This window comes from Peribacillus sp. NPDC097295 (genome assembly GCF_044761665.1).
Lineage (GTDB): Bacteria > Bacillota > Bacilli > Bacillales > DSM-1321 > Peribacillus.
This window is the reverse complement of the sequence record NZ_JBIWCW010000001.1, coordinates 1-26,166: the sequence shown is the minus strand read 5'-3', so window position 1 is coordinate 26,166 and position 26,166 is coordinate 1. Positions and strand designations below refer to the sequence as shown.

General features: G+C 42.4%; 21 protein-coding genes, 1 other RNA gene and 1 other annotated feature. Of the genes, 19 read left to right on the top strand and 3 right to left on the bottom strand.

The window, feature by feature from the left end; genetic code table 11:
- Window positions 1-136: 136 nt before the first annotated feature.
- Complete coding sequence (locus ACIQXN_RS00110) at window positions 137-796, top strand: DUF421 domain-containing protein (RefSeq protein ID WP_402960507.1); 660 nt, start codon at window positions 137-139, stop codon at window positions 794-796.
- Window positions 797-817: 21 nt separating this feature from the next.
- Here the strand turns inward: ACIQXN_RS00110 and spoVB are convergent, their stop codons facing one another.
- The gene (gene spoVB / locus ACIQXN_RS00105) at window positions 818-2,380 is read right to left on the bottom strand and encodes a stage V sporulation protein B (protein WP_402960504.1); all 1,563 of its coding nucleotides are present in this window, start codon (window positions 2,378-2,380) and stop codon (window positions 818-820) included.
- Window positions 2,381-2,546: 166 nt separating this feature from the next.
- Between spoVB and ACIQXN_RS00100 the strand changes: the two genes are divergently transcribed.
- The 6 genes from ACIQXN_RS00100 (at window position 2,547) to dtd (ending at window position 11,287) form a co-directional block, all read left to right on the top strand.
- Window positions 2,547-2,852, top strand: coding sequence for a post-transcriptional regulator (locus ACIQXN_RS00100; protein ID WP_402960502.1), 306 nt, complete (start codon window positions 2,547-2,549; stop codon window positions 2,850-2,852).
- A gap of 196 nt (window positions 2,853-3,048) precedes the next feature.
- Complete coding sequence (gene secDF, locus ACIQXN_RS00095) at window positions 3,049-5,301, top strand: protein translocase subunit SecDF (RefSeq protein WP_402960500.1); 2,253 nt, start codon at window positions 3,049-3,051, stop codon at window positions 5,299-5,301.
- 132 nt (window positions 5,302-5,433) lie between these two features.
- Complete coding sequence (recJ, locus tag ACIQXN_RS00090; protein ID WP_402960498.1) at window positions 5,434-7,809, top strand: single-stranded-DNA-specific exonuclease RecJ; 2,376 nt, start codon at window positions 5,434-5,436, stop codon at window positions 7,807-7,809.
- Window positions 7,800-8,312, top strand: a complete 513-nt coding sequence (locus ACIQXN_RS00085) for an adenine phosphoribosyltransferase (RefSeq protein WP_402960496.1) — start codon at window positions 7,800-7,802, stop codon at window positions 8,310-8,312. The genes recJ and ACIQXN_RS00085 overlap by 10 nt, the downstream gene beginning before the upstream one ends.
- 318 nt (window positions 8,313-8,630) lie before the next feature.
- Entirely contained in the window at window positions 8,631-10,829 is a 2,199-nt protein-coding gene (locus tag ACIQXN_RS00080; protein ID WP_402960494.1) for a RelA/SpoT family protein, read from the top strand.
- Between the two features lie 14 nt (window positions 10,830-10,843).
- Window positions 10,844-11,287: a D-aminoacyl-tRNA deacylase gene (gene dtd / locus ACIQXN_RS00075; RefSeq protein WP_402960492.1), complete on the top strand. Its 444-nt coding sequence runs from the start codon at window positions 10,844-10,846 to the stop codon at window positions 11,285-11,287.
- 40 nt (window positions 11,288-11,327) lie between these two features.
- On the opposite strand, the gene ACIQXN_RS00070 is transcribed toward dtd, so the two are convergent.
- Window positions 11,328-13,085, bottom strand: coding sequence for an N-acetylmuramoyl-L-alanine amidase family protein (locus tag ACIQXN_RS00070; protein WP_402960490.1), 1,758 nt, complete (start codon window positions 13,083-13,085; stop codon window positions 11,328-11,330).
- 128 nt (window positions 13,086-13,213) lie between these two features.
- Here ACIQXN_RS00070 and ACIQXN_RS00065 point away from each other — a divergent pair, with 128 nt between their 5' ends.
- The 5 genes from ACIQXN_RS00065 to ACIQXN_RS00045 all read left to right on the top strand — a co-directional run bounded on the left by ACIQXN_RS00065 (window position 13,214) and on the right by ACIQXN_RS00045 (window position 18,050).
- Window positions 13,214-13,387, top strand: a complete 174-nt coding sequence (locus ACIQXN_RS00065; protein ID WP_402960488.1) for a hypothetical protein — start codon at window positions 13,214-13,216, stop codon at window positions 13,385-13,387.
- A gap of 80 nt (window positions 13,388-13,467) precedes the next feature.
- Window positions 13,468-13,704 (top strand) — a binding site (T-box leader).
- A 75-nt stretch (window positions 13,705-13,779) separates the two neighbouring features.
- Window positions 13,780-15,051: a histidine--tRNA ligase gene (gene hisS, locus ACIQXN_RS00060; RefSeq protein ID WP_402960486.1), complete on the top strand. Its 1,272-nt coding sequence runs from the start codon at window positions 13,780-13,782 to the stop codon at window positions 15,049-15,051.
- Between the two features lie 12 nt (window positions 15,052-15,063).
- On the top strand, window positions 15,064-16,836 hold the full coding sequence (aspS, locus tag ACIQXN_RS00055; RefSeq protein ID WP_402960484.1) for an aspartate--tRNA ligase: 1,773 nt from the start codon (window positions 15,064-15,066) through the stop codon (window positions 16,834-16,836).
- Between the two features lie 83 nt (window positions 16,837-16,919).
- Window positions 16,920-17,105: non-coding RNA, 6S RNA (gene ssrS, locus ACIQXN_RS00050), on the top strand.
- Window positions 17,106-17,333: 228 nt separating this feature from the next.
- Entirely contained in the window at window positions 17,334-18,050 is a 717-nt protein-coding gene (locus tag ACIQXN_RS00045; protein WP_402960482.1) for a nuclease-related domain-containing protein, read from the top strand.
- Between the two features lie 103 nt (window positions 18,051-18,153).
- Here the strand turns inward: ACIQXN_RS00045 and ACIQXN_RS00040 are convergent, their stop codons facing one another.
- A complete protein-coding gene (locus ACIQXN_RS00040; RefSeq protein ID WP_402960480.1) occupies window positions 18,154-18,516 on the bottom strand; it encodes a hypothetical protein in 363 nt (120 codons plus the stop codon).
- A gap of 143 nt (window positions 18,517-18,659) precedes the next feature.
- Between ACIQXN_RS00040 and ACIQXN_RS00035 the strand changes: the two genes are divergently transcribed.
- The 7 genes from ACIQXN_RS00035 to ACIQXN_RS00005 all read left to right on the top strand — a co-directional run bounded on the left by ACIQXN_RS00035 (window position 18,660) and on the right by ACIQXN_RS00005 (window position 25,943).
- Entirely contained in the window at window positions 18,660-19,421 is a 762-nt protein-coding gene (locus ACIQXN_RS00035) for a tRNA threonylcarbamoyladenosine dehydratase (protein WP_402960478.1), read from the top strand.
- A gap of 157 nt (window positions 19,422-19,578) precedes the next feature.
- Complete coding sequence (locus ACIQXN_RS00030; protein WP_402960476.1) at window positions 19,579-20,766, top strand: ABC transporter substrate-binding protein; 1,188 nt, start codon at window positions 19,579-19,581, stop codon at window positions 20,764-20,766.
- A 534-nt stretch (window positions 20,767-21,300) separates the two neighbouring features.
- Window positions 21,301-22,482 (top strand): ABC transporter substrate-binding protein, encoded by a 1,182-nt coding sequence (locus ACIQXN_RS00025; RefSeq protein ID WP_402960474.1) that lies wholly within the window; start codon window positions 21,301-21,303, stop codon window positions 22,480-22,482.
- 142 nt (window positions 22,483-22,624) lie between these two features.
- Entirely contained in the window at window positions 22,625-23,503 is an 879-nt protein-coding gene (locus ACIQXN_RS00020) for a branched-chain amino acid ABC transporter permease (protein WP_402960472.1), read from the top strand.
- Window positions 23,504-23,516: 13 nt separating this feature from the next.
- Window positions 23,517-24,482 carry a branched-chain amino acid ABC transporter permease gene (locus ACIQXN_RS00015; RefSeq protein ID WP_402960469.1) on the top strand — a complete coding sequence of 322 codons (966 nt, stop codon included), beginning with the start codon at window positions 23,517-23,519 and terminating at the stop codon, window positions 24,480-24,482.
- Complete coding sequence (locus tag ACIQXN_RS00010; RefSeq protein WP_402960467.1) at window positions 24,454-25,236, top strand: ABC transporter ATP-binding protein; 783 nt, start codon at window positions 24,454-24,456, stop codon at window positions 25,234-25,236. Before ACIQXN_RS00015 ends, ACIQXN_RS00010 begins: the two co-directional genes overlap by 29 nt.
- Entirely contained in the window at window positions 25,236-25,943 is a 708-nt protein-coding gene (locus ACIQXN_RS00005) for an ABC transporter ATP-binding protein (RefSeq protein ID WP_402960466.1), read from the top strand. The genes ACIQXN_RS00010 and ACIQXN_RS00005 overlap by 1 nt, the downstream gene beginning before the upstream one ends.
- Window positions 25,944-26,166 lie beyond the last annotated feature (223 nt).

Genomic DNA, 26,166 nt, shown 5'->3' with positions numbered 1-26,166 from the left:
TTGATGTGTTTGTACAAGCATATTCCACTTTTATGCACATTAGACCAGCTTTAGGGAACCTTCAGGGGATTTTTTAAAAAAATAGAGTAATTACTCGACAAGCCAGCCATGATAAAGGTGAAGGAAGTGCTTTACTATGGAAGATTATTTAAGCAGTGGGTTAAGAACCTTATTTGTTTATTTATTCATTTTGCTCCTTTTTAGGTTGATGGGAAAACGAGAGGTCGGGGAACTTAGCATCCTGGATTTAGTGGTATCGATCATGATAGGAGACATTGCTGTATTGGTACTAGAGGAAAATGATAAGCCATTTTTAAAAACGATTTTTCCTATGTTCGTCCTGGCGATGGTTCAAATCATGTTAGCTTTTTTCTCATTGAAGAGTGTAAAGTTCCGTTATCTCATGGATGGTCGACCACAAATCATCATCAACCAAGGGAAAATAGATGAGAAAGTAATGAGAAGTCAACGGTATAATTTTAATGATTTGTTGACACAGCTTCGCGAACAGGGTATCAGTGATTTAAATGAGGTGCAATTTGCAATACTTGAATCTTCAGGCAAGCTCTCCGTAATTAGAAAAAGCCAAGGTAAAAAGTCAAAAACTATAGAAACTCCTTACCCGCTTGTCATCGACGGACAGATACAGGAAAAAAACCTAGCGTACATAGGGAAAGATAAATACTGGCTTCTGCATCAGTTGAAAAAGCATGGAAACCTAAAGTTAAATGAAGTCTCGATTTGCGGGTTCATTAATGGTCAAATCTATATTGATAAGAAAGAAATACAGAAATAACCAAGGCAACTTGGTTATTTTCTATTTCCACGCAAACTTCGCTAAAAAACCTCCGATGAGAGGGATGCGAATCAAATCCGCTTTCTTTATGCTGCCCGTGAATAACATGAAAAAGACGAAGAGAATGAACAAGACAAAAACTGAGAGCAATAACCGCGATCCTAATGGCTGAGAGGCAAGTGGGAATTCGTAGATATAATAACCCCCAAAGCCGGAAACTAAAGCAATCACTAAAGACAGCATATAGCTCCGGAAATGGAGTGTAAAAGGTACGACTTTTAAAACGGTGGAAAAATGAAGGAAAGTAACGAGCATGGATCCGACTGCTATCCCGATTGCCGCTCCCATGATACCGAAGTTTTCCTTTGACGCCAGGAACCAGATGACGGCAATCTTAATGATGTTTCCAGCCAAGCTATTAAACATGGCGGCTTTCGCAAGGTCGAGAGCTTGCAACATAGACTGCAGTGGGTATTGAAAATAGAAAAGGATGAAAAAAGGTGCTAGAAACTTAATGAATACAGTTGCATGAGAAGAACCATACATCACTTGTAAAATCGGTTCCGCAAAGATGAAGAGTGTGACGACAGATAAACAACCAGTAATGAAGGTGATTTTCAATGCTTGCTGAAGCCGGTGTTCCACCAGCAGATAATTTCCTGTTGTCCGGGCTTCACTCACTGCAGGTACAAGGGCTGTAGCCAATGAAGACGTTACAAAGGAAGGGAGCATGAGAAGGGGCAAGGCATAACCTGTCAGCTCACCGTATTGGCTGGTTGCCGCAGCAGCGGTCACGCCGGCAAGGGCTAAACTTTGAGCAACAACGATCGGTTCCAAAAACCAGGAAATCGATCCAATCATCCGGCTGCCAGTCGAGGGGAGGGCGATTCCCATCAAATCGACGAACGTGCTCTTTCCTGATTTAACATTTTTGAAGAACCCTTTCCGAAATGTAAAATGCTTCTTGAATTTAAAGCTTGTTAATAAGTACACGAGCGATACAAGCTCGCCGATAATCGAGGCAAGCATCGCCCCGGCTGCCGCATATTCAATTCCGTACGGTAAAAAGGCTTTTGTCAGAACAGCAATGAAGGTGATCCGAGCCACTTGCTCAATCACTTGTGAGAAAGCAAATGGTTTCATGTTTTGTTTTCCTTGGAAATAACCGCGCAGCACAGATGAGATGGCAATGATGGGAACGATAGGGGCAATTGCCATGAGTGGCCAAATCGTTCGTTCGTCCGTGAACAAGTGTTCGGAAAGAAATGGCGCTGACAGTAACATGGCCGGTGTGAATATCAAAGATAAACCAAACGTGCAGGACAAAGATACAACAAGAATCTTCTTGATTTTTCGTTCATCACCCCTGGCGTTGGCTTCTGCCACGTATTTAGATATGGCAATCGGCAAACCCAATTGAGTGATGTTGATAACAAGGAATAAGGTCGGCAGTGCCATCATATATAAACCAACGCCTTCTTCGCCGATGAAACGGGCGATGACAATGCGGTTGATGAATCCTAGAACCTTTGTGATCAGGCTTGCCATTAATAAAATCAGTGTCCCTTTTAAAAATTTAGACATTGAACTCCCTCCCTGCCTTCTCAAAAAAGCGGTTATACTATACAATTATCTATATGCTTGTACTTGGACAAAGCATGACAAAAGTGTTTGTGTTCTCTCAAATGATTGAATCTCTTCTAAAGAATGTACGCATCCAATTGAGAATCATTTTAATGGAGGCAAAGTGATGAAGAATAAAAGTCATCCGTATCAACGCTATTATTTAAAGGTTCGTCCATTCCTGAAAAGCAAATGTGAGGAGTTCGAAATGATTGGATTAGAGGCTGTCACGGAGGAGGACCTATGGAGTACATTAACTGACATGAAGTGGAAGCGACCCCAGGAAGGTGTTCACCTTCACGAATTAGTTGCTGACATCGTAACGTTTTCAAGCAATCAGTTCATGTCCTTTCAAATGGTTCAGGCTTACAAGTCACCCAATCTATTCGCGCCCCTCTCTGAAGACGAGTTAAAAGAGCTTTTGAAAGAATGAAAGTGATCTATATACTTAAATTGACAGCCGTTTGCAAATGAATCATAATAGATATGGTTATGCTTTTTTTGGAAAAAAGCATGAAGAACTGTGTCTTTTTTCTTAAGTTTAAGAAGCAAACGAGATTCTAAATGAAAAAGTAACAGTTATTTATACTCCAAGAACAGGCGTAATAAAGAAAGGGGCCTACTACATAATGGTAAAAAGAAGCAGAATCGTTGCGTTTTTTCTAATCGTTCTTTTGATTGCCGCAGCGATGGGAACGACTTCAAAAGGAATCCTGAAGGATATCAAGCTAGGACTTGACCTTCAAGGTGGATTTGAAGTGTTATACGAAGTTAAACCGCTTGCCGGGGAAAAAATCACCCAGGATGTTTTGAGCAGTACAGCTAGTGCGCTTGATCGGCGTGTCAATGTACTTGGGGTCAATGAACCTATCATTCAAATTGAAGGGGATGATCGGATCCGTGTTCAGCTAGCGGGTGTCCAAGACCAAAACAATGCCAGGGAAATTCTTTCGACTCAGGCAAAATTGTCTTTCCGTGATTACAATGATAAGGAAATGATGACGGGAGCTGACCTGAAAGAGGGCGGCGCCAAGCAGACGTTCCAGGAAAATAAGCCTGTCGTTGAAGTCACATTGAAAGATGCAAATAAGTTTAAAGAAATCACTCAGAAAATTTCCTCCATGGAAAGCCCGACAAATGTACTGGCTATCTGGTTGGATTTTGAAGAAGGAAAAGACTCCATTAAAAAAACAGATTCACAGGATAATATGATTTCTGCACCAGCTGTCAGTGAAGTCTTCAGTACCAATAAAGTATTCATAACTGGGGATTTTACGGTAGAAGAGGCGAAAGAGCTTGCAGGCTTATTGAACGCAGGAGCATTGCCTGTTGATTTAAAAGAAGTGTACTCCACTTCTGTCGGGGCACAGTTCGGTGAAGGGGCTTTGAATGATACCATATTTGCCGGAATCATCGGAATTGGTCTTGTCTTTATCTTTATGCTTGTGTATTATCGCTTCCCAGGTTTCATTGCGATTGTCACATTAAGCATTTACATTTTCTTGACGCTATTAGTCTTTGATTGGATGAATGCGGTTCTCACTTTACCTGGTATAGCGGCACTTGTACTTGGTGTTGGGATGGCTGTCGATGCCAATATCATTACCTATGAGCGAATCAGGGATGAGTTGAAATTGGGTCGATCCGTTAAGGCGGCTTACAAAGAAGGTACGAAAAACTCACTCGCCACGATTACGGATGCTAACTTGACGACATTATTGGCAGCGGCTGTATTATTCTTTTATGGGACAAGCTCAGTAAAAGGATTTGCAACTACGTTGATCATTTCCATTTTAATGAGTTTTGTTACAGCGGTATACGGTACCCGTCTATTCATGAGCTTATGGGTGAAAAGTGGGTTCCTGGACAAACGAAAATCATGGTTTGGCGTGAAGAAAAAGTACATTCACGATATATCCGAGAAAATAGATTTAATGGCACTTCCAACACGCTTTGATAACATCGATTTCGTAAAACATCGGAAAGTCTTTTATAGCATTTCAATCGGTATTACTCTCATCGGGATCATTTTCTTGTTCGTGTTTAAATTGAATCTTGGTATTGATTTTACAAGTGGTACCCGAATCGAAATTGCTTCAAAAGAGGCATTGACGACCGAACAGATTAAAACTGAAATAGAGAAGTTTGATATTGAAGCGAAGGATATCAGGCTTGCCGGTACAAATAACGAAAATGCTGTCGTTCGTACGGTCGGAGTTCTCGACAAACAGGAAATCGCTGAACTGAAGGATCACTTCAAGAAAGATTATGGTTCTGAACCGAATATCAGCACCGTATCTCCTACAGTCGGAAAAGAACTTGCTAAGAATGCCATGAAAGCCTTATTGATTGCATCACTTGGCATTATCCTTTATGTATCAGTGCGCTTTGAATGGCGAATGGCTATACCAGCTGTCTTAGCTCTAATACATGATGCATTCTTTATCATTACGATATTCAGTTTACTTCGTCTTGAAGTAGACATCACCTTCATTGCTGCAGTACTGACGATTGTTGGTTATTCCATCAATGATACCATTGTTACATTTGACCGTATCCGCGAAAACCTGCGCCATAGTCGCAAGATCAAAACAGTCGAAGAACTTGAGAATATTGTAAACATCAGTATAAGACAAACGTTGACGAGGTCGATCAATACGGTCTTGACTGTTCTTGTAACAGTGGTTGCGTTAGCTATATTTGGTAGTGAAGCCATTCGAAACTTCTCGATTGCTTTGTTCATCGGTTTAATATGTGGCGTATATTCGTCCCTATTAATTGCTTCTCAGCTCTGGCTCGATTTGAAGATCAAGGAACTGAAGAAAAAAGGGACCTTGGATACAGCAAAAGAAAAGAAACAAAGCATGGAAGGACAAGTTTAATAAGGAAGAGAAGGCTGGCATAGTGCCGGCCTTCTTTTTTTGAAAAAAGGAAATCAAAGACATATTTGAGTGTAAATAAAATTGAAACCATACTCGTGATTTTGTATAATAAATAGGTTAAGGGGTGATTGCATGTTAAAGCCAAAATCTCGGTGGAATGTGAAATCCGTCGATGAAAACAAAGTTGCTATTCTAGCCGAAGAACTTCATATCACACCTTTGGTTGCGACATTACTTGTGAATAGAGGCCTGGATACGATTGAAAGTGCCCGTTCATTTCTATTCGTAAAAAATCAAACTTTCCATGATCCGTTTTTAATGAAAGATATGGATAAAGCGGTATATAGAATAAGAGAAGCGATACAAAATAAAGAGAAAATCAGAATTTTTGGAGACTATGATGCCGATGGGGTCACATCTACTACCGTAATGATGACGACCTTGACTAAATTAGGGGCAGATGTCGATTTTTATATCCCGAATAGATTTACAGAAGGTTATGGACCGAACCCAATGGCTTTCCGTCTTGCGGCGGATCAGGGGATCAAGGTATTGATAACCGTCGATACAGGAATCTCTGCAGTCGAAGAAGCGAAGCTTGCACAAGAACTCGGCATGGATTATATTTTGACGGACCATCATGAACCGGGTCCCATCCTGCCTGAAGCCCTTGCCATCATTCATCCCAAGCTGGATGATAGTGCCTATCCCTTTAAAGATCTTGCAGGAGTGGGGGTTGCATTTAAACTGGCACATGCCCTCCTTGGTGAAATGCCCGAGGATTTGCTGGAAATTGCCGCCATCGGAACCATTGCTGATTTGGTCCCGTTACAAGGGGAGAACCGGCTGATTGCTGCAAAGGGAATCGAGCAGCTACGGATGACCAAACGTCCAGGGTTACTAGCTTTGATGAAAGTGGCGAATATTCAGCAGGAAGCACTGAACGAAGAATCAATTGGGTTTGGGATGGCACCTCGAATCAATGCTGTTGGACGCCTTGGAGATGCCGACCCGGCTGTCGATTTATTAATGTCGGATAGTCTGGAAGAGGCTACAGAGCTTGCTGTTGAAATTAACGACATCAACAAAGAGCGTCAAACGATGGTAGCGTCAATGGCTGAAGAAGCGATTCGGGAAGTGGAGGAAAACTACCCACCTGAGTCCAATGGTGTACTTATCATTGGAAGGGAAGGCTGGAATGCAGGGGTTGTCGGGATTGTAGCCTCCAAACTTGTTGAACGCTTTTATCGCCCAACGATCGTATTGAGTTTCGATCGGGAAAAGGGACTTGCCAAGGGATCGGCCCGGAGCATTGCTGGTTTCGATCTTTTCGAAAGCCTTTCTACTTGTCGGGAAATATTGCCGCATTTTGGTGGGCACCCTATGGCAGCCGGGATGACGTTGAAAATTGACGATGTTCAAGAGTTGCGGGACCGTATGAATCAGATTGCAGGTGAACAGCTTAACGAAGAGGATTTTACTCCGGTCACCAATCTAGATGGGGCGACGACTTTGGCTGATGCCTCGATCCAAACGATTCAGGAAATGAGTTTGCTTGCGCCCTTCGGTGTAACGAACCCTAAGCCAAAAATCTTGATAGAGTCTGTACAGCTTGCAAACGTCAGGAAAATTGGCGCTAACCACAATCACTTAAAAGTGCAGCTCGAAGATGGTGAAAACCATAAACTTGATGGAGTGGGGTTTGGTCTTGGCCATTATATGGATGAGATTGCTCCACATGCAAAAGTTTCACTCATTGGTGAACTTTCCATTAACGAATGGAATAACATCAAAAAGCCGCAAATCTTTGTCCAAGATATAGAAGTCGACCATTGGCAGCTTTTCGACTATCGAGGTAAGGGACAAGCTGAAAAGTGGATAGCCGATATTCCGGCACATAACCGGAAAATTGTTATTTTCTCAGAAGATACGATTAAATCCTATCCTTTTTTACAGCAACATCCAGATCTTGTCTTTATCGAGAATGAGCAAGATGCGTTGACTCTGGATTGTCATGATGGCCATGTCGTATTTATGGACATGCCACCACTGAGGAACCTGTTGAAACAGGTGGTTGAAAACAAAAATCCAGCACGAATCTATGCCCACTTTTCCCATGTGCAGGATCACTTTTTGAGTACGCTCCCAACGCGGGACCATTTTAAATGGTTTTATGCTTTTCTAGCCAAAAAGGGCCCACTTGATGTGAAAAGGTACGGAGATGACCTTGCGAAATACCGCGGCTGGTCAAGAGATACAGTAGATTTTATTTCTAAGGTGTTTTTTGAGCTTGATTTTGTTACAATAGACAATGGATTAATTATGCTCACGACCAACCCGAAAAAACGCGATTTCAGCGAATCTGCTTCGTTTATAAGAAAGAAAGAACAATTTGAGCTCGAGCAAGAGCTAGTTTATTCTTCCTATCAGCAATTATTCGATTGGTTCAATCATATATTGATTCATGAGGCAATAGACCTTGAGGAGGAAACAAAGCAATGGATTTAAAGCAATTTGTAACGATTGTGGAAGACTGGCCAAAACCGGGTGTTATCTTCAAAGATATCACAACATTAATGGATAATGGTGCCGCTTATAAATACGCAACAGATCAAATCGTCGAGTACGCTCGCGATAAAAAGATCGATTTAGTTGTGGGACCGGAAGCGCGCGGATTTATTATCGGTTGTCCAGTCGCGTACTCATTGGAAGTTGGATTTGCACCAGTGCGAAAAGAAGGAAAGCTTCCACGGGAAACAATCAAAGTCGAATACGGCTTAGAATATGGCACGGATGTATTGACGATCCATAAAGATGCCATTAAACCTGGCCAACGCATCCTGATTACTGACGATTTGCTTGCTACTGGCGGTACAATCGAAGCGACGATTAAATTAGTCGAACAACTTGGTGGGATTGTTGCAGGAATTGCATTCCTGATTGAATTAACAGACCTAGATGGTAAAGATAAATTAGAAGGTTATGATGTTTTAACATTAATGAACTTCTAAAAAACAAGGGCACTCTGACAAGAGTGTCCTCTTTTTTTACGATTTTCACTGATTTTGTCGAATTTCCAATGAAAAATTGAAGCAATCTAAAGAAAATACATGTTTTACCCTTTACATCCTTGCCTTTTTTTTCGATAATAGTAATAATAAAGAGTTTTTCTTCTAATAAGTTTATTTGGTACTTGCATCCGTTTAGACGGATTTATTTTTTTTGCAAATCATGTAGGCTTTTGCTGAAAGAAGGAAAGTCTTACCAATCATACTCAATCCGGACGGAAAAGTATCCGGTGGCAGTTAAAGTGGGGTTAAGGTGATTAAATGGCTAATGATCAAATATTGACTGCCGAGCAGGTTGTAGAACGGGCCAGCTTATATCTTCAGCCGGAAGAAGCTGAATTTATTCATAGAGCTTTTAAATATGCAGAGCATGCTCACCGAGAACAATTCCGTAAATCGGGAGAGCCGTATATTATTCATCCGATTCAAGTCGCTGGTATCCTGGTTGACCTTGAAATGGATCCTGCAACTATTGCCGCAGGTTTTTTACATGATGTTGTTGAAGACACGGAGATCACGTTAAAGGATATTGAAGAAAACTTCAGTCCTGAAGTAGCCATGCTCGTCGATGGTGTAACCAAATTAGGGAAAATCAAATATAAGTCACAGCAAGAACAACAAGCGGAGAATCATAGGAAAATGTTCGTTGCAATGGCTCAAGACATTCGGGTCATTTTAATTAAGCTTGCCGATAGATTGCACAACATGCGGACATTGAAGCATCTTCCGCAGGAAAAGCAAAGAAGGATTTCGAACGAGACTTTGGAAATCTTTGCACCACTGGCTCATCGTCTAGGAATTAGCACGATTAAATGGGAGCTTGAAGATACCGCATTGAGGTATTTGAACCCTCAGCAGTATTACCGTATCGTTAATCTAATGAAAAAAAAGCGTGCCGAACGTGAAGAGTATTTAGAAGAAGTCATTGAAGAAGTGCGGAAGAATGTTACGGAAGTCCATATAAATGCCGATCTTTCTGGCAGGCCGAAACATATATACAGTATCTATCGCAAAATGGCTTTACAAAATAAGCAGTTCAGTGAAATTTATGATCTGTTAGCGGTTCGAATTGTTGTTAACAGCATTAAGGATTGCTATGCGGTCTTAGGAATCATTCATACATGTTGGAAGCCGATGCCTGGCCGTTTCAAGGATTATATCGCGATGCCAAAGCCAAATATGTACCAATCCTTGCATACGACGGTAATCGGACCTAAGGGCGATCCGCTTGAAGTGCAGATCCGTACTTCCGATATGCACCGGATTGCTGAGTTCGGGGTAGCGGCACACTGGGCTTATAAAGAAGGAAAAGACGTTGGTGAACAACCGTCACTAGAGGAAAAATTGACGTGGTTCCGGGAAATTCTTGAATTCCAGGATGATGCTACAAATGCCGAGGAATTCATGGAATCCCTCAAAATCGATCTTTTCTCCGATATGGTGTTCATCTTCACACCGAAAGGCGACGTAATCGAGCTGCCTTCAGGATCAAATCCCATTGACTTTGCTTACCGCATCCATTCGGAAATCGGTAACAAAACGATAGGTGCCAAAGTGAACGGAAAAATGGTGCCGCTGGATTATAAACTGAAAACAGGCGACATTATTGAAATTCTGACATCCAAGCACTCATATGGACCTAGCCAAGATTGGCTTAAACTGACACAAACGTCTCAGGCAAAAAATAAAATCCGCCAATTTTTCAAAAAGCAACGCCGCGAAGAAAACATTGAAAAAGGCAAAGAGCTCGTTGAAAAAGAAATCAAGGATATGGAATTTGAATTGAAGGAAATCCTGACTCCGGAAAATATCAAGCGCGTATCGGATAAATTCAATTTCCTGAATGAAGAAGATATGTATGCAGCAGTCGGCTACAACGGAATCACGGCCCTTCAAGTTGTCAATCGCCTTACTGAAAAATGGCGTAAGCAGAAGATGATCGAGCAGGAAGCGGACATTACAGAAGCGGTATCTGATCTTAAAACCTTCCCTAATTCTTCGAAAAAACGCGACTCTGGGGTACGGGTGCCTGGCATTGACAATCTTCTTATCCGTTTATCAAGATGTTGCAACCCGGTTCCGGGAGATGAAATTGTTGGTTATATTACAAAAGGACGTGGAGTCTCCGTTCATAGACAAGACTGTCCTAACTTGGAAAGCGGTGAATCTGATCATCGCCTCGTGCCTGTTGAGTGGGAAAGCAGCATAAACGACCGTAAGGAATACATTGTTGAAATTGAGATAAGCGGGTATGATCGTCGTGGTTTATTGAACGAAGTACTGCAAGCAGTCAATGAAACAAAGACAAATATCTCAGCGGTCTCGGGCAAGTCAGACCGCAATAAAGTGGCGACCATCAATATGTCCATCTATATTCATAACATTGCTCATTTACAAAAGGTCGTCGACCGTATAAAACAAATACCAGATGTCTATTCCGTAAGACGGATTATGAACTAAGGAGTTTTATCACTATGCGTGTTGTTTTACAGCGTTCCAAAGCTGCCAAGGTTGTTGTGGCAGACAAAATAATTGGACAAATCGATAGGGGACTTGTGCTGTTAGTCGGTGTTACCCATGGGGATACCATGGATGACGCCATCCAACTGGCAGAGAAAATCGTCCATCTTAGGATCTTTGAAGATGAAAATGAAAAAATGAACCATTCACTGCTAGACGTTGGTGGTTCCATCCTTTCCGTTTCGCAATTCACCTTATACGGCGATTGTCGAAAAGGCCGTCGCCCGAACTTCATGGATGCTGCCCGTCCTGACGAGGCAAACGCCGTCTATGAGTGTTTTAATGAAGAGTTGCGCAAGCGGGGCGTCCATACCGAAACAGGCCAGTTCGGTGCTATGATGGATGTCCAACTCACCAATGATGGTCCAGTTACGCTACTATTGGAAAGTAAAAAATAAATGATAAAAGCCGAGATTCCTTAAGGAACCTCGGCTTTTATCATTTAAAGTATCTCGCCAAACCATTGTATATGGCCGACGTGACGGTTTCTTGATATTCGTTCGTGGTAATCGTCAGTTCGTCGACAGGATTACTTAAATAGCCTAACTCAATGAGTGTAGCAACACGCTTGTTTTCACGGATAACATGATAATCCCCATAACGGTAACCCCGGTTAGGCACCTGCATGGTGGAACCAAGTGAATTCGCAATGGAAGAGGCCAAAGCCTGTTGATAGCCGTGATAATAATAAGTTGTTATCCCACTCGTGATTTCATCGATGGTGCTATCATAATGGAGGCTGATGAAGGCATCGGCATTATGTATATGTGAGATGCTGACACGTGAGGGAAGGGCTACATATGTATTGGAACTCCTTGTGAGGATGACTTTTGCCCCGGCTGCCTGTAGCTTGTCCCGAAGCAGCTCAGCTGTTTGGATCGTCAAGTTCTTTTCAAGAGTTCCTCCTACACCGATGGTTCCGCTATCCCTGCCACCATGGCCTGGATCGATGATGATGACTTTATCTTCTAAATACTTCTCTACACCTGCCCGCTTGACTTGCTCGGTATCTCCTTCAATATTAACGATCCAACCGGCTACATAGGCGGTTTTACCATTTTTAAGTGTAATGGAGTACCAATCTCCTTCCATCCCAAGAACGGGGAATGTTTCACCCGCATTTACTTGTCCGATGATTTCAGAGCCAGTATCCGGTTTACTTCTCAGTATCGTGCCATCATGTATCGTTGTAACTTTACTGCCTTTGATATGCTGGTTCTTTTTCTTGGCAGTTTGCGCCTCATTCTCTATTTCTAAGTACCAGCTTACAACCCAGCCTTTTTTAGTACCGGAAAGTTGAAGCTGTGTCATTTGTCCTTTTTGTTGGAGAACGGGATAGGTCTCGTCCTTATTTACTGAACCGATGACTTCGCTATTTAAAGAGGCCTGTTTCCGAACATTTAAACCAGTAGCCGTTATTTTGGCCATCGTAATGCCTTTCGTGATTTTCTTGGTATCACCTTGATCCTTGCCTAATTCTATGTAAGATTCGGAAACCCAGCCCTTTTGTCCTTGAAAGTCAATTTGGGCCCAATCATTATGAATTTGATAAACGGTTACGGAGGCGTCTTTATTTAGCTTGCCTAATGAGGCACTGCTTGTGGATGGCTCTGAACGGACATTAAGCCTGTCGACCATAACGCGCCCGATTTTCGAATTGCCCGAAGTTTCCTGTGTATCTTGCTTCACTGTGTGCTCGGTAGCTGTAGGAAGCTGAACATAGGCGGCAGCGACCCACCCTTCGATACCATCCGTCTTGATTTGGACCCAATTCTCATTTTTTTCAAGAATGTCAACGAGCGTTCCTTTTGTTAAAGTACTAACCGTCTGAAAGGTAGTACCCGGGCCCATTCGGACACGGACGGAATTACCTGTTATGGTACCTTGACCAGATTTCTGCTCTACTTGATCGTATTCCGTATTCTTGTCCACGAGCCAATTGGCAACCCAGCCCGTTTTCCCGTTTCCAATCCTTATTTCATACCAATCATCTTTTTCACTGACAATTTCATATTTGTCACCCTTTGTTAGCCTTTTGACAATAGGGTAGTTCAGGCCCGCACCTTCACGGACATTGACCACCTTTGACGTGACGATAATTTCTCCTTCACTTTCTCCAAGTACATGATGTACCGGTAAAAATGCTGTCACCATCAGCAACAGGATAAGGGCAGTTAATCCAGATTTCCATTTCATAAGTTGTCTCTCTCCCTTTTCTGTCTATATGTATGTATTCTCGTTCAACAAAAAATTTCCCTCTTTATTATGCAAAAAACATTTATTTTTGGAAAGACTAAAACTAACTAAACGATGGAGGGATTTCAATGAAACTCAGTGAAAAAGCCCAGACGACTTTAAACGGAGGCAATCAAGTACTTGGGGTCGACTTACACGATTTTATCCAAAAGGAACACAGCGCCAATCTCGTTGAAATGGCTTCCGATTTTGATGTCAACGTTCGTACTATTAAAAACTTAAAAAAGAATATCAATCAATAATGTTTTCGACAAATTTCTTATGGAATCTTGACATTTGAGGGTAACGTCCGTATGATTATAAAATATCAGAACTATTACTGCAATAACCAATGATGGAGAAGAGTAATTAAGAAACACATGAATAAGAGAGGAAATGCCAGGGCTGAAAGCATTCCACATGATGACTTAATGAAAGAACCCTCCGTAGGCTTCACTCTGAACGATTTACCAGTAGGAGATGGACGTAAGCAGGCGTTAACTGTTTTTAAGCGGAGGCACATATTTATTTGTGTTTCAACTAGGGTGGCACCACGGGATATTCAACTCTCGTCCCTTGTAACGATTCTGTTACAAGGGACGGGAGTTTTTTGTTTGGTTAAAAATGCGTTTCGCGTTAAAGGAGGAAACAATTCATGTCGATTCAGATTCCAAGAGGCACACAGGATTTACTGCCTGAGCAAACGGAAATATGGCAGTATATTGAAAAGACTGCACGAGAAATTTGTCAACGTTATCAGTATAAAGAAATCCGCACGCCGATCTTTGAACATACGGAATTATTTTTGCGGGGTGTAGGCGATACAACCGACATCGTACAAAAAGAAATGTATTCATTCCAGGATCGCGGCGAAAGAAATCTGACGCTTCGTCCTGAAGGTACAGCTTCTGTCGTCCGTTCATACATTGAAAACAAAATGTTCGGTTGGGCGAATCAGCCGGTCAAACTTTATTATATCGGGCCCATGTTCCGTTATGAACGTCCTCAGGCTGGCCGCTTCCGCCAGTTCGTCCAATTCGGGATCGAAGCTTTAGGCAGTAAAGATCCAGGCATTGATGCAGAGGTTCTTTCATTGGCAATGAGCCTGTATAAGGCACTTGGCTTGAAAAAACTGAAGTTGGTCATTAATAGCTTAGGGGACAAGGAAAGCCGGACAGCGCACCGAAATGCTTTAATGCAGCATTTCGAACCACGCATCGGGGAATTCTGCGGTGATTGCCAGCAACGTCTGGAGAAAAATCCACTGCGCATTCTTGATTGTAAAAAAGACCATGATCATGAATTGATGCAAACGGCGCCTTCCATCATTGATTATTTGAATGATGAATCCCGCATTTATTTCGAAAAAGTGAAACAGCACTTAACTAATTTGGACATCGAATTTGTTGAAGATCCAACACTTGTTCGCGGCTTGGATTATTACAATCATACAGCTTTCGAAATCATGAGTGATGCGGAAGGATTTGGTGCCATTACGACTCTTTGTGGAGGTGGCCGTTATAACGGACTTGCCGAAGAGCTTGGTGGTCCAGAAACGCCAGGGATTGGCTTTGCGCTTAGCATCGAACGTCTCATTGCCGCGCTGAAAGCCGAAAATGTCGAGCTTCCGATAAAACAAGGCATCGACTGCTACCTTGTTTCACTAGGTGAAGCGGCTAAGGATTACAACGTCAAGCTTGCCTATGATTTACGTAATGCAGGATTCACAGTTGAAAAGGATTACCAGGACCGTAAAGTCAAAGCACAATTTAAATCGGCTGATCGTCTCGAAGCGAAATACGTGGCGACACTCGGAGATGATGAATTGGCAAACAATAAAATCAGTCTAAAGTTCATGGAAACGGGCGAGCAGGTTCAAATGGATCTTGCAACTTTCGTTGAACAATTCAAAAAGCTACAGGCTTAAGGGGGAAATACCATGTTTGGCAGAACATACTTCAATGGAGAAGTAACAGAAGCAGCTATTGGTGAAAAAGTTACATTAAAAGGATGGGTACAAAAGCGTCGTGACCTAGGTGGAGTTATTTTTATCGACCTTCGTGACAGAAGCGGAGTTGTACAAGTCGTTTTCAATCCGGACATCTCGGCAGATGCTTTGGCAACCGCAGAAAAAATCCGTAATGAATACGTTCTTGATATCCAAGGAACGGTCATCAAACGTGATGAAGCAAACATCAATCCGAACGTTACAACAGGTACAGTTGAAGTTCAAGCGGAAAGCGTCACGATCTTGAACGAAGCAAAAACGCCTCCGTTCATCATTGATGAAAGAACGGAAGTATCAGAAGATATCCGTTTAAAATACCGTTATCTAGACTTGCGTCGTCCGGCGATGTTCGAAACATTGAAAATGCGTAACCAAACGACAAAAGCAATCCGTGATTTCTTGGACGGAGAAGGTTTCCTTGATATCGAAACACCGATCTTGACAAAAAGCACACCAGAAGGCGCACGTGATTATTTAGTTCCGAGTCGTGTCCATGATGGTGAGTTTTACGCATTGCCGCAATCTCCACAGCTATTCAAACAGCTGTTGATGGTATCAGGCTTCGAACGCTACTACCAAATTGCCCGTTGTTTCCGTGATGAAGATCTACGTGCTGACAGACAGCCTGAATTCACGCAAATCGATATTGAAACTAGCTTCATGAGCCAGGAAGATATCATCAAAACGGCTGAAAACATGATGGCGAAAGTCATGAAAGACGTAAAAGGAATGGATGTAACCCTTCCGTTCCCTCAAATGACATATAACGAAGCAATGAGCCGTTTTGGTTCGGACAAACCGGATACACGTTTTGCAATGGAATTGAAAGATGTATCTGAAATCGTGAAAGACAGCGACTTTAAAGTATTCACAGGAGCTGTAGCGAACGGGGGACAAGTAAAAGCCATCGTCGTTAAAGACGGAAATGCAGACTACTCCCGTAAAGACATCGATGCATTGGCAGAATTTGCAGCGATTTACGGTGCAAAAGGACTTGCTTGGTTGAAAGTTGAAGAAGACGGCGTAAAAGGACCAATCGCTAAATTCTTCGCTGAAGATCAACAACAATTAGTGACTGCAGTAGAAGCGGAAGTAGGAGACCTAATCCTGTTTGTTGCTGATAAAAAAGGAATCGTAGCGGATGCACTTGGTGCACTTCGTAACAAGCTTGGAAAAGAAAGAGGCTTGATCGACGAAAGCAAATTCAACTTCCTATGGGTTACGGACTGGCCATTATTTGAATATGACGAAGACGAAGGCCGCTACTATGCAGCCCACCATCCATTCACAATGCCGTTCCGTGAAGACCTGGATAAACTTGAATCCGATCCAGCCAATGTCCGTGCACAAGCATACGACCTTGTCTTAAATGGGTACGAGCTTGGCGGTGGATCATTACGTATTTTCGAACGCGATGTTCAAGAAAAAATGTTCAAAGTCCTAGGATTCACTGAAGAAGAAGCTAACGCACAATTCGGCTTCCTTATGGATGCTTTCGAATACGGAACACCTCCACACGGTGGAATCGCCCTTGGACTTGACCGTATGGTGATGTTGCTTGCGGGTCGTTCAAACCTTCGCGATACCATCGCGTTCCCGAAAACGGCTAGCGCTAGCGATTTGCTTGTGGATGCTCCAAGTCCGGTAAGCGACAGACAATTAGCAGAACTAAGCATCAGATTGGCTGCAAAGAAAAGTAAATAACCTGGTAAAAAATGCGAAATTATACCTAGGTGCTTTCTCTTGAAACAGAGCAAAGCGATGTGCTATGATAATTCCAACAAGTAAGAGTCCTGATGTGTTCGTTCTTTAACCTATAAGTTTTGACCGAACACTTATAGTTACCGGGAGCACTAGTTTCCAGGCCGCGTAAATGCCTCCTTCGTAGAGGACTTACAAATGCAAGGAACCGAGCACCCACCTGCGGAGAGCGGGTTCAAAACAAAGGCATAAACGGCACAATCGGGACTCTTACTCATAACAAAGCAACTCATGTTGAGAAAACATGGGTTTTTTTGTGTCGTTTGAGGTTGTTGACCGATATAAGTGTTGTTTTGAACGATATATGTTTCCGTTAGACCGATAAAGTTGCTGAATTGACCGATAAAATACACCGATTGACCGATAAAGGCCATTCAGGACCTTTTTTGAAGGATTCAAATGCAGACATGTCGAAGAAAGTATGCAAGGAGAGTGATGAATTGATTAAAAAACCATGTAAGAAACCAATGAAAATGCTCAAACTGGAAGCATTGATCAGGAGGCTGCCATTAAACCATCCTAAGCAAAAGTATATAACGAGTGATTACCGGAAAATGCTCACGGGCCATAAAGGAGAAAGTACTATCGGTGCAGAGTTGCACTACCTACCTGGAAAAATGCACATCTTTCATGATTTGCGATTACACCATGAAGGAACCCGCTTCTTTCAGATGGATCTATTACTTTTATCCACCAACTTCATGTTGATTATCGAAGTGAAGAGCTTTGCCGGTTCCCTATATTTTGACCGAGCTTATCCCCAGTTAATTCGTACCAAAGACGGACAGGAACAAGCTTACCTTGACCCGCTTATACAGGTGAATATCCAGAAAGCGCGTTTAATGAACTGGATGAAGCTAATTAAATTCCCGGAGCTTCCGATTGAAACCCTCATCGCCAACGCAAATTCTAATACCATCATTAAAACCACGCCTGGCCACGCTTCGATTCTTAAACAAATCACCGGTAAGGAAACCCTCACCTCTAAAATTCAAACCCTTGAAAATAAGTATCCTTCCAAACTGTTGACGCAAAGGCAGCTCAACAAAATTTCGAACGCCCTACTTCAAAAGCACACTCCACTCAATCAGAATATCCTGGATCTCTATCAAATCCCTGAAACAGAATTACTAAAAGGCGTCCCATGTCCAAAATGATTAGCTGTCCCGATGAAACGAGAACGGGGTAAATGGATTTGCACTTCATGTTCATATCACTCCAAACATGCTCATATCGAAACATTAAGCGATTTTGCGGTCCTTATTCGTCCCACGGTGACAAATAAAGATGTGCGCTCATTTTTACAGATTGAATCAGGAACCATTGCCAATCGGATACTGTCAGGAATGAACTTGGAGCATTACGGATCAAATAAAGGACGGGAATATATTCTTGAAATGGAGGTTGACTGATATAAAGTGGATATTGACCGATAAATGTATTGAACTGACCGATAAAAACCCAAAACAGACCGATAAAGCTCCAACACTCCTTATTAAAGGAACATTCCGTCACATATTTGGCTTCTGAATTAGGCGTCGCGACGATTGGCGGCCAAAGCACATAGCGAGGATGAATATTTAGAGATAGAAAGCCTGTTTGATAGGACGCTACTGTTAGCAACCGTTCTTCAAAAAAAGTCTTAGATTGACTAGTATACCAATTCCGATAAAACTGCTCTTATTTAGCTTGTCATCCTTGTTGTTTATGATATATTGTTAGTTAGGAACATAAATAAGAACAGAATTTATTGGAGTTGAAAATATATGCTACATCAGTTTTCACGAAATGAATTAGCTATTGGTAAAGAAGGCATGGATACCCTGAAAAATACGACGGTTGCTGTACTTGGTGTAGGCGGAGTCGGTTCTTTTTCAGCCGAAGCCTTGGCACGTACAGGCGTTGGCCGGATCATCCTTGTCGATAAAGATGATGTCGATATTACAAATGTGAACAGACAAATCCATGCACTGCTCTCGACTGTAGGCCAGCCGAAAGCCGAATTGATGAAAACCCGCATCCAGGATATCAATCCAGACTGCGAAGTCATCGCCTTGAAAATGTTCTATACAGAGGAAACATTCGAGGAATTCTTCAGTTATAATCTGGATTATGTCATTGATGCATCGGATACGGTCATTTATAAGATGCATGTTATGAAAGAATGCCTGAAGCGGAATATCAAAATCATTGCAAGCATGGGAGCAGCAAATAAAATGGATCCAACCCGCTTCCAAATCGCCGATATTTCCAAAACGCATACCGATCCGCTGGCAAAAGTCATCCGTACGAGATTGCGTAAAGAAGGTATCACAAAGGGGATTCCTGTCGTGTTTTCCGATGAAAGCCCGATTGTCATTCGTGAGGATGTTCGGAAAGAAGTCGGTAATGACGAGGCGAAAATCCGCAAGGCTCAAATGCCGCCTTCTTCCAATGCGTTCGTTCCATCTGTAGCCGGATTGATAGCGGCAAGCTGGGTAATCAACGATATATTAAAAGAGATTGAAGTTCGTCGTGTTAATGATTAATAAACGGTAAACTGACTCTGATAAAGGGTCAGTTTTTTTGAGTATAAAAATTACATATATTAACTTTTTATCCAAAAAATATAGACAAAGTCGATGTAATGAGATACATTATTTTCAGAATATTTTTTTTATTCGTAAAGGAAAAAGGGGGTTTCAAATGAAAAAGAAAAAGATAGCAGGGATGGTTCTTTCACTATCATTAGTTGCGGGAGTCCTAGCAGGTTGTAATGGTGACTCGAAAACCAGTAGTTCAGGAGGAGGGTCATCCAGTTCGGGAGATACCATTAAAATTGGTGCCAATCTTGAATTGTCAGGTGGGACTGCCTCATTTGGTCAGTCGGCAGCGGATGGGTTACAATTGGCCATCGATGAAATCAATAAAGAAGGAATTAATGGAAAGAAAATTGTAATTAAAACAGTGGATAATAAATCGGATGCAGCAGAAGCGACGAATGGTTCGATTAAACTTGTCAGTCAGGATAAAGTAGTGGCAATTGTAGGATCTGCTACAAGTACAAACACATTGGCACAGGTGCAAGTCGCCCAAGATAATAAGATTCCTTTACTTACACCGACTGCAACTAATCCTGATATCACGAACAAAGCTGGGAAATTGAATGATTATGTATTTAGAACGTGCTTCATCGATCCATTCCAAGGAACCGTTGCGGCAAACTTCGCAACAGATGAAGTGAAGGCGAAGACGGCTGCCATTTATGTGGATAGTGCCAGTGATTATTCAAAAGGACTAGCAGCTGCCTTTAAAGAAGCATTTACGAAAAATGGTGGAAAAATTGTCGCCGAAGAAGCTTATGTAACGAAAGATACCGATTTCCGTGCGACATTGACTCGTATCAAGTCGGCAAAACCGGAATTCGTGTTTCTCCCTGGTTATTATGAAGAAGTCGGTCTGATCTTGAAACAAGCTCGTGAAAATGGAATCGATCTTCCATTCATGGGCGGAGACGGCTGGGATTCACCGAAAGTGGTGGAAATTGCCGGAGCAGAGGCTTTGAAGAACACATTCATCACCAATCACTATTCTCCAGAAGATGAAGATAAAAAAATTCAAGATTTCGTTTCAGCTTTCAAAACGAAATACAAAAAAACACCTGATGCTTTCGCTGCATTAGGCTACGACACAGGTTACTATTTGGCTGACGCGATTAAAAGAGCTGGAGATCCTACACCTGAAAATATCAGAAAAGCACTTGAAGAAGTGAAGGATTTTCAATTAGTTTCAGGGACATTGAACCTGGATGAAAATCATGACCCGATTAAATCGGCGACTATCTTGGAATATGTAGACGGTAAACAAACCTTTAATACAAAAATTGATCCATGATTGTAATCGATTCAAGAAGGAACTGACGCACTAAAGACCGCCTATTGGGGGTCTTTTTGCTGTGGCTTCAGATACATGCTTAAATTCATGCATATTTATATAGTATTATACAATTTTACAATAGAAAACCATGTTAATGGTACGTTCAAGACGTAGGTGTAAAAACCTATCAGGATACTAGTGGATAGAAAATAAAGGAAAAAAGAAGGTTGGATGTTACTAATGGCAGTTTTAAAAAACTTGGATGATGGACAGAGATTTATAACATTAAAATAATGAAAATACCCGGTTTTATTTGTTAAAAACGATATTGGCATATTTTAATATAATAATAGTTTGTATTGCTCTATGAGGAATATACTAGTGGACGAAATGTTCATATAATTTACGTCTGGACGAAGTGAAAATTATGCGGTACACTATTTTCAAAATATTTATTAAATTGTAAATATTTATATTTATCATGCATTTTAAGGGTGTAATGAATAAATATTCATACGTTACAAACAAAGATGACAAAATAGGGGGTTCATTATGAAAAAGAAAAAATTAGCAGGTGCATTCCTTTCATTCACACTTGCAGCGGGAGTACTGGCAGGCTGTTCTAGTTCTGACTCTACTTCGTCAAAAAAGAGTGAAGAAGGAGATACGATTAAAATCGGGGTAAACCTTGAATTATCAGGAGGGGTAGCCTCCTATGGTCAATCCATCTCTGAAGGATTGGAGCTTGCGACTGAAGAAATTAATAAAAAAGGCATTGATGGCAAAAAAATCGAACTTATCCAAGTTGATAATAAATCTGAAGCGGCAGAAGCTACAAGTGGTGCCATCAAGCTGACCTCTCAAGATAAAGTTACGGCAATCGTTGGTGCAGCAACAAGTACAAATACAATCGCACAGGTACAGATTGCACAGGATAATAAAATCCCAGTCATCTCTCCTTCTGGTACAAGCCCAGAAATCACGTATAAAGATGATAAATTGAACGATTATGTTTTCAGGACAAGCTTTATCGACCCATTCCAAGGAACCGTTGCGGCGAACTTTGCCACAAGTGAAATTAAAGCAAAAAGTGCTGCCATCTATGTCGATAGTGCCAGTGATTATTCAAAAGGGTTAGCGGCAGCCTTTAAGGAACAATTCGAAAAAAATGGCGGAAAAGTCGTAGCGGAAGAAGCGTATATTGCCAAGGATACGGATTTCCGTTCTACCCTGACTCGTTTGAAATCGGCTAAACCGGATTTCATTTTCTTACCAGGTTATTATGAAGAAGCAGGATTGATCGTTAAGCAGGCCCGTGAAACGGGACTGGACGTTCCATTCATGGGCGGCGATGGCTGGGATTCTCCTAAACTGGTTGAAATAGCTGGTGAAAAGGCACTAAATAATACTTTCATTACTAACCATTACTCATCAGGTGACCCTGATGAAAAAATTCAGAATTTTGTGTCTGCATTTAAAGCGGAATATAAAGACAAGTCTCCTGACGCTTTTAACGCATTAGGATACGACACAGGTTACTTCCTTGCTGATGCCATCAAACGTGCTGGATCAACGGATTCGGATAAAATCAAAGAGGCGTTGGAAAAAACGAAAGAGCTAGAGCTTGTAACAGGAACCTTTACATTGGATGAAAAACATAATCCTATCAAATCAGCTACTATACTTGAATTTAAAGATGGCGAACAAGTATTCAATACAAAAATCAATCCTTAATGATCGTGAATTAGTGTTAGCCTTCGCCGGCCCTTCTCATCCAGAAGGTGCAGGCGAATTGTCATTTTTTAAAAGGTACTGGAATAGGAAAAGAGACTAGATGTGACGAATAATAAAATTAGATGTTCAAGGAGAGTCGAATATGGAATTGGTACAACAGCTAATAAACGGGGTTTCACTTGGTAGCATTTATGCCCTTATCGCTCTCGGATATACGATGGTGTATGGAATTGTTAAACTGATAAACTTTGCACATGGTGACGTCTTCATGGTCGGTTCATTCGTTGGCTTTTACTCGATAACCGTTTTGGATCTATCGTTTGTGCCAGCCCTGTTAATTTCAATGACGGTCTGTGCGCTGTTTGGCGTATTAATTGAACGTATCGCATACAAACCGTTACGGAATGCAACGCGTATTGCCGCTCTTATTACCGCTATCGGTGTATCGCTTTTGATCGAATATGGATTCATCTATGTACGGGGCGCACAGCCGGAAGCTTATCCAAGCGATGTGTTGCCAACGGATAAAATCAACATTTTCGGTGCTTCAATCAACAGCCAGTCGGTATTGATCTTTGGCGTAGCCGTCGCTTTGATGATCGTTCTACAAATCATTGTCCATAAAACGAAAATCGGGAAGGCGATGCGTGCGGTTTCCTTCGACGCAGATGCCGCAAAACTGATGGGAATCAACGTCAATAATACGATTTCAGCAACCTTTGCCATCGGTTCCGCATTAGCGGGAGCAGCAGGTGTGATTTTTGGAATCTATTATATAAAAATCGAGCCGCTGATGGGTGTGCTCCCTGGTCTTAAAGCCTTCGTAGCCGCCGTACTCGGGGGAATCGGAATTATTCCGGGTGCGATGGTAGGTGGTTTATTGCTTGGGGTCATCGAGGCATTGGTCAGTGCCGCCGGCTATTCATTATGGCGGGATGCCGTAGCCTTTATCGTACTGATTCTTATCTTGATTTTCCTGCCACAAGGCCTGTTCGGTAAAAACAAAAAAGAAAAAGTATAAGGGAGACAAAGCTATGACTACTTTTAAGCGAGCTAAAGGTTTTTGGCTCTCGATTGTGTTATCACTGATTTTTTTCGCCGTGATCCAGATTTTAATCGGTGGCGGATCTTTGAATCCTTTTTATCAAAATACGCTCATGTTTATCGGGATTAACATCATTTTGGCGACAAGCCTTCATTTAATCATTGGGATAACGGGTCAATTTTCGATTGGACATGCCGGATTCCTAGCGGTGGGTGCCTACGCTTCCGCTGTTGTGACAATGAAATTGCAAATGCCTTTTCCCCTGGCGTTGATAGTAGGAGGTTTAGTCGCTGCTCTTGCAGGCTTGATCATCGGGATTCCAAGCTTGCGTCTAAAAGGAGATTACCTGGCAATCGCTACCTTAGGATTTGGGGAAATCGTCCGAATCGTGCTCTTGAATATTGATTATGTGGGCGGTGCAAGCGGGATGCAAGTTTCGCATTTGACTACTTGGCCATGGGTGTTCGGTTCAGTACTCATCACGATCCTTGTTATCCGGAATTTTACAAGCTCGACACATGGAAGGGCCTGCATTTCGATCCGCGAGGACGAAACCGCAGCCGATTCGATGGGAATTAATACCACCTATTATAAAGTTGTCGCATTCGCTATCGGCGCTTTTTTTGCCGGAATCGCCGGAGGCTTATATGCCCACAACTTTTATATCATCCAGCCATCGAACTTCGGATTCTTGAAATCATTCGATATCTTAATCCTAGTCGTACTAGGTGGACTTGGAAGCTTGTCCGGCTCCGTATTGGCCGCTATCTTATTAACGGTCGTCACGACGTTCCTGCAAGATTATCCAGAAACAAGAATGATCATCTACAGTCTCGTCCTTATCGTGATGATGATCTATCGTCCACAAGGCTTGATGGGTACAAAAGAAATCACGTCCATGTTCAATCGTAAAGGAGGCAGCAGCCATGACAACAACAAAAACACCGCTGCTTAAAGTCGACTCGGTCGGCATCAAGTTCGGGGGGCTAAAAGCCGTATCCGATGTGAATGTTGAGTTGTATCCAGGAGAATTGGTCGGTTTGATCGGACCGAATGGAGCGGGGAAAACGACATTTTTCAACTTATTGACTGGGGTTTACGTCCCGACGGAGGGCACGATCTCCCTGGACGGAGAAAACTTAAGGAAAAAGCCGCCATATAAAATCACCCAAAAGGGGATCAGTCGGACGTTCCAGAATATTCGCTTGTTCAGTGAACTTTCGGTGATCGATAATGTAAAGGTAGCTTATCATTCCCTTTCAAAGCATAGCATTATCAGTTCTATTGTGCGGTTCCCTACCCACTTTAAAGGGGAACAGGAGATGGAAGAAAAAGCGATTGAATTCTTGAAGATCTTCAACCTGGATCGATACAAGCATGAAAAGGCGAAAAACCTGCCATATGGTCAGCAAAGACGATTGGAAATCGCCCGGGCGCTCGCTGCTAATCCAAAGCTGCTCTTACTCGATGAACCCGCAGCTGGGATGAACCCTCAGGAAACACACGAGCTTATGAAATTAATTGCGCTAATACGTGAGAAATTTGACCTGACCGTGCTGTTGATCGAACACGATATGCCACTTGTCATGGGTGTGTGCGAGCGAATCTACGTGCTCGATCATGGCCAATTGATCGCTCATGGAAAGCCGGAAGAAATACGTAACAATCCAAAAGTCATCGAAGCCTATCTGGGCGAGGAGGTTTCATAATGCTAACAATCGAGGATATTAACGTATATTACGGAAACATACAGGCGCTAAGGGGCATTTCACTCCATATCAATCAAGGCGAAATCGTCACCCTGATCGGGGCAAATGGTGCAGGGAAAAGTACAATGCTCAAGACGGTTTCTGGCTTATTGAAGCCGAAACAAGGAAAGATCCTATTTGAGGATCAGTCCATTGGTGGAAAGGCTGCCCAATCAATCGTGAAGCTGGGAATCTCCCATGTTCCTGAAGGGCGTCGCGTTTTCGCGAATATGACGGTCGAAGAAAACCTTCAACTAGGCGCTTATTTACGAAAAGACAAAGCAGAAATCAAGAAAGACATGGAAAAGGTATATGAACTGTTCCCTCGTCTGCTTGAAAGACTGAAGCAACAATCGGGGACCCTTTCCGGTGGGGAGCAACAAATGCTCGCAATGGGTCGTGCCCTCATGGCAAAGCCGCGTCTGCTCTTATTGGATGAGCCTTCCATGGGACTTGCACCGTTACTGGTGAAACAGATTTTCAGTATCATCGAAGAAATCAATAAAACGGGCACGACCATTCTGCTCGTCGAACAAAATGCGAACCTTGCCTTATCCATTGCTGATCGAGCGTATGTTGTGGAAACAGGCCGCATCGTGCTATCCGGTCAAGCCGATGAACTGACGGCAAGCGAAGAAATCAAAAATGCCTATTTAGGAGGACACTAAAACCGCAGATTGCGGTTTTTTCTTTGTGTGCCAGGCATGGCAACTATCTAGGTGGTGAAAGTCCACTGTGGGGGTACACATCGACCAACCACTAAGGAAGCGCAAGGTACTTGCCGTGAGGTAAGGGCTGGAGGAAGCGTGGAATAAAATCTTGGCTCGACGAACAGGAATCTGATACCAAGGCTTTATAAAGGGATAAGGCTCCAAAGCAAGTCAAAGTCCA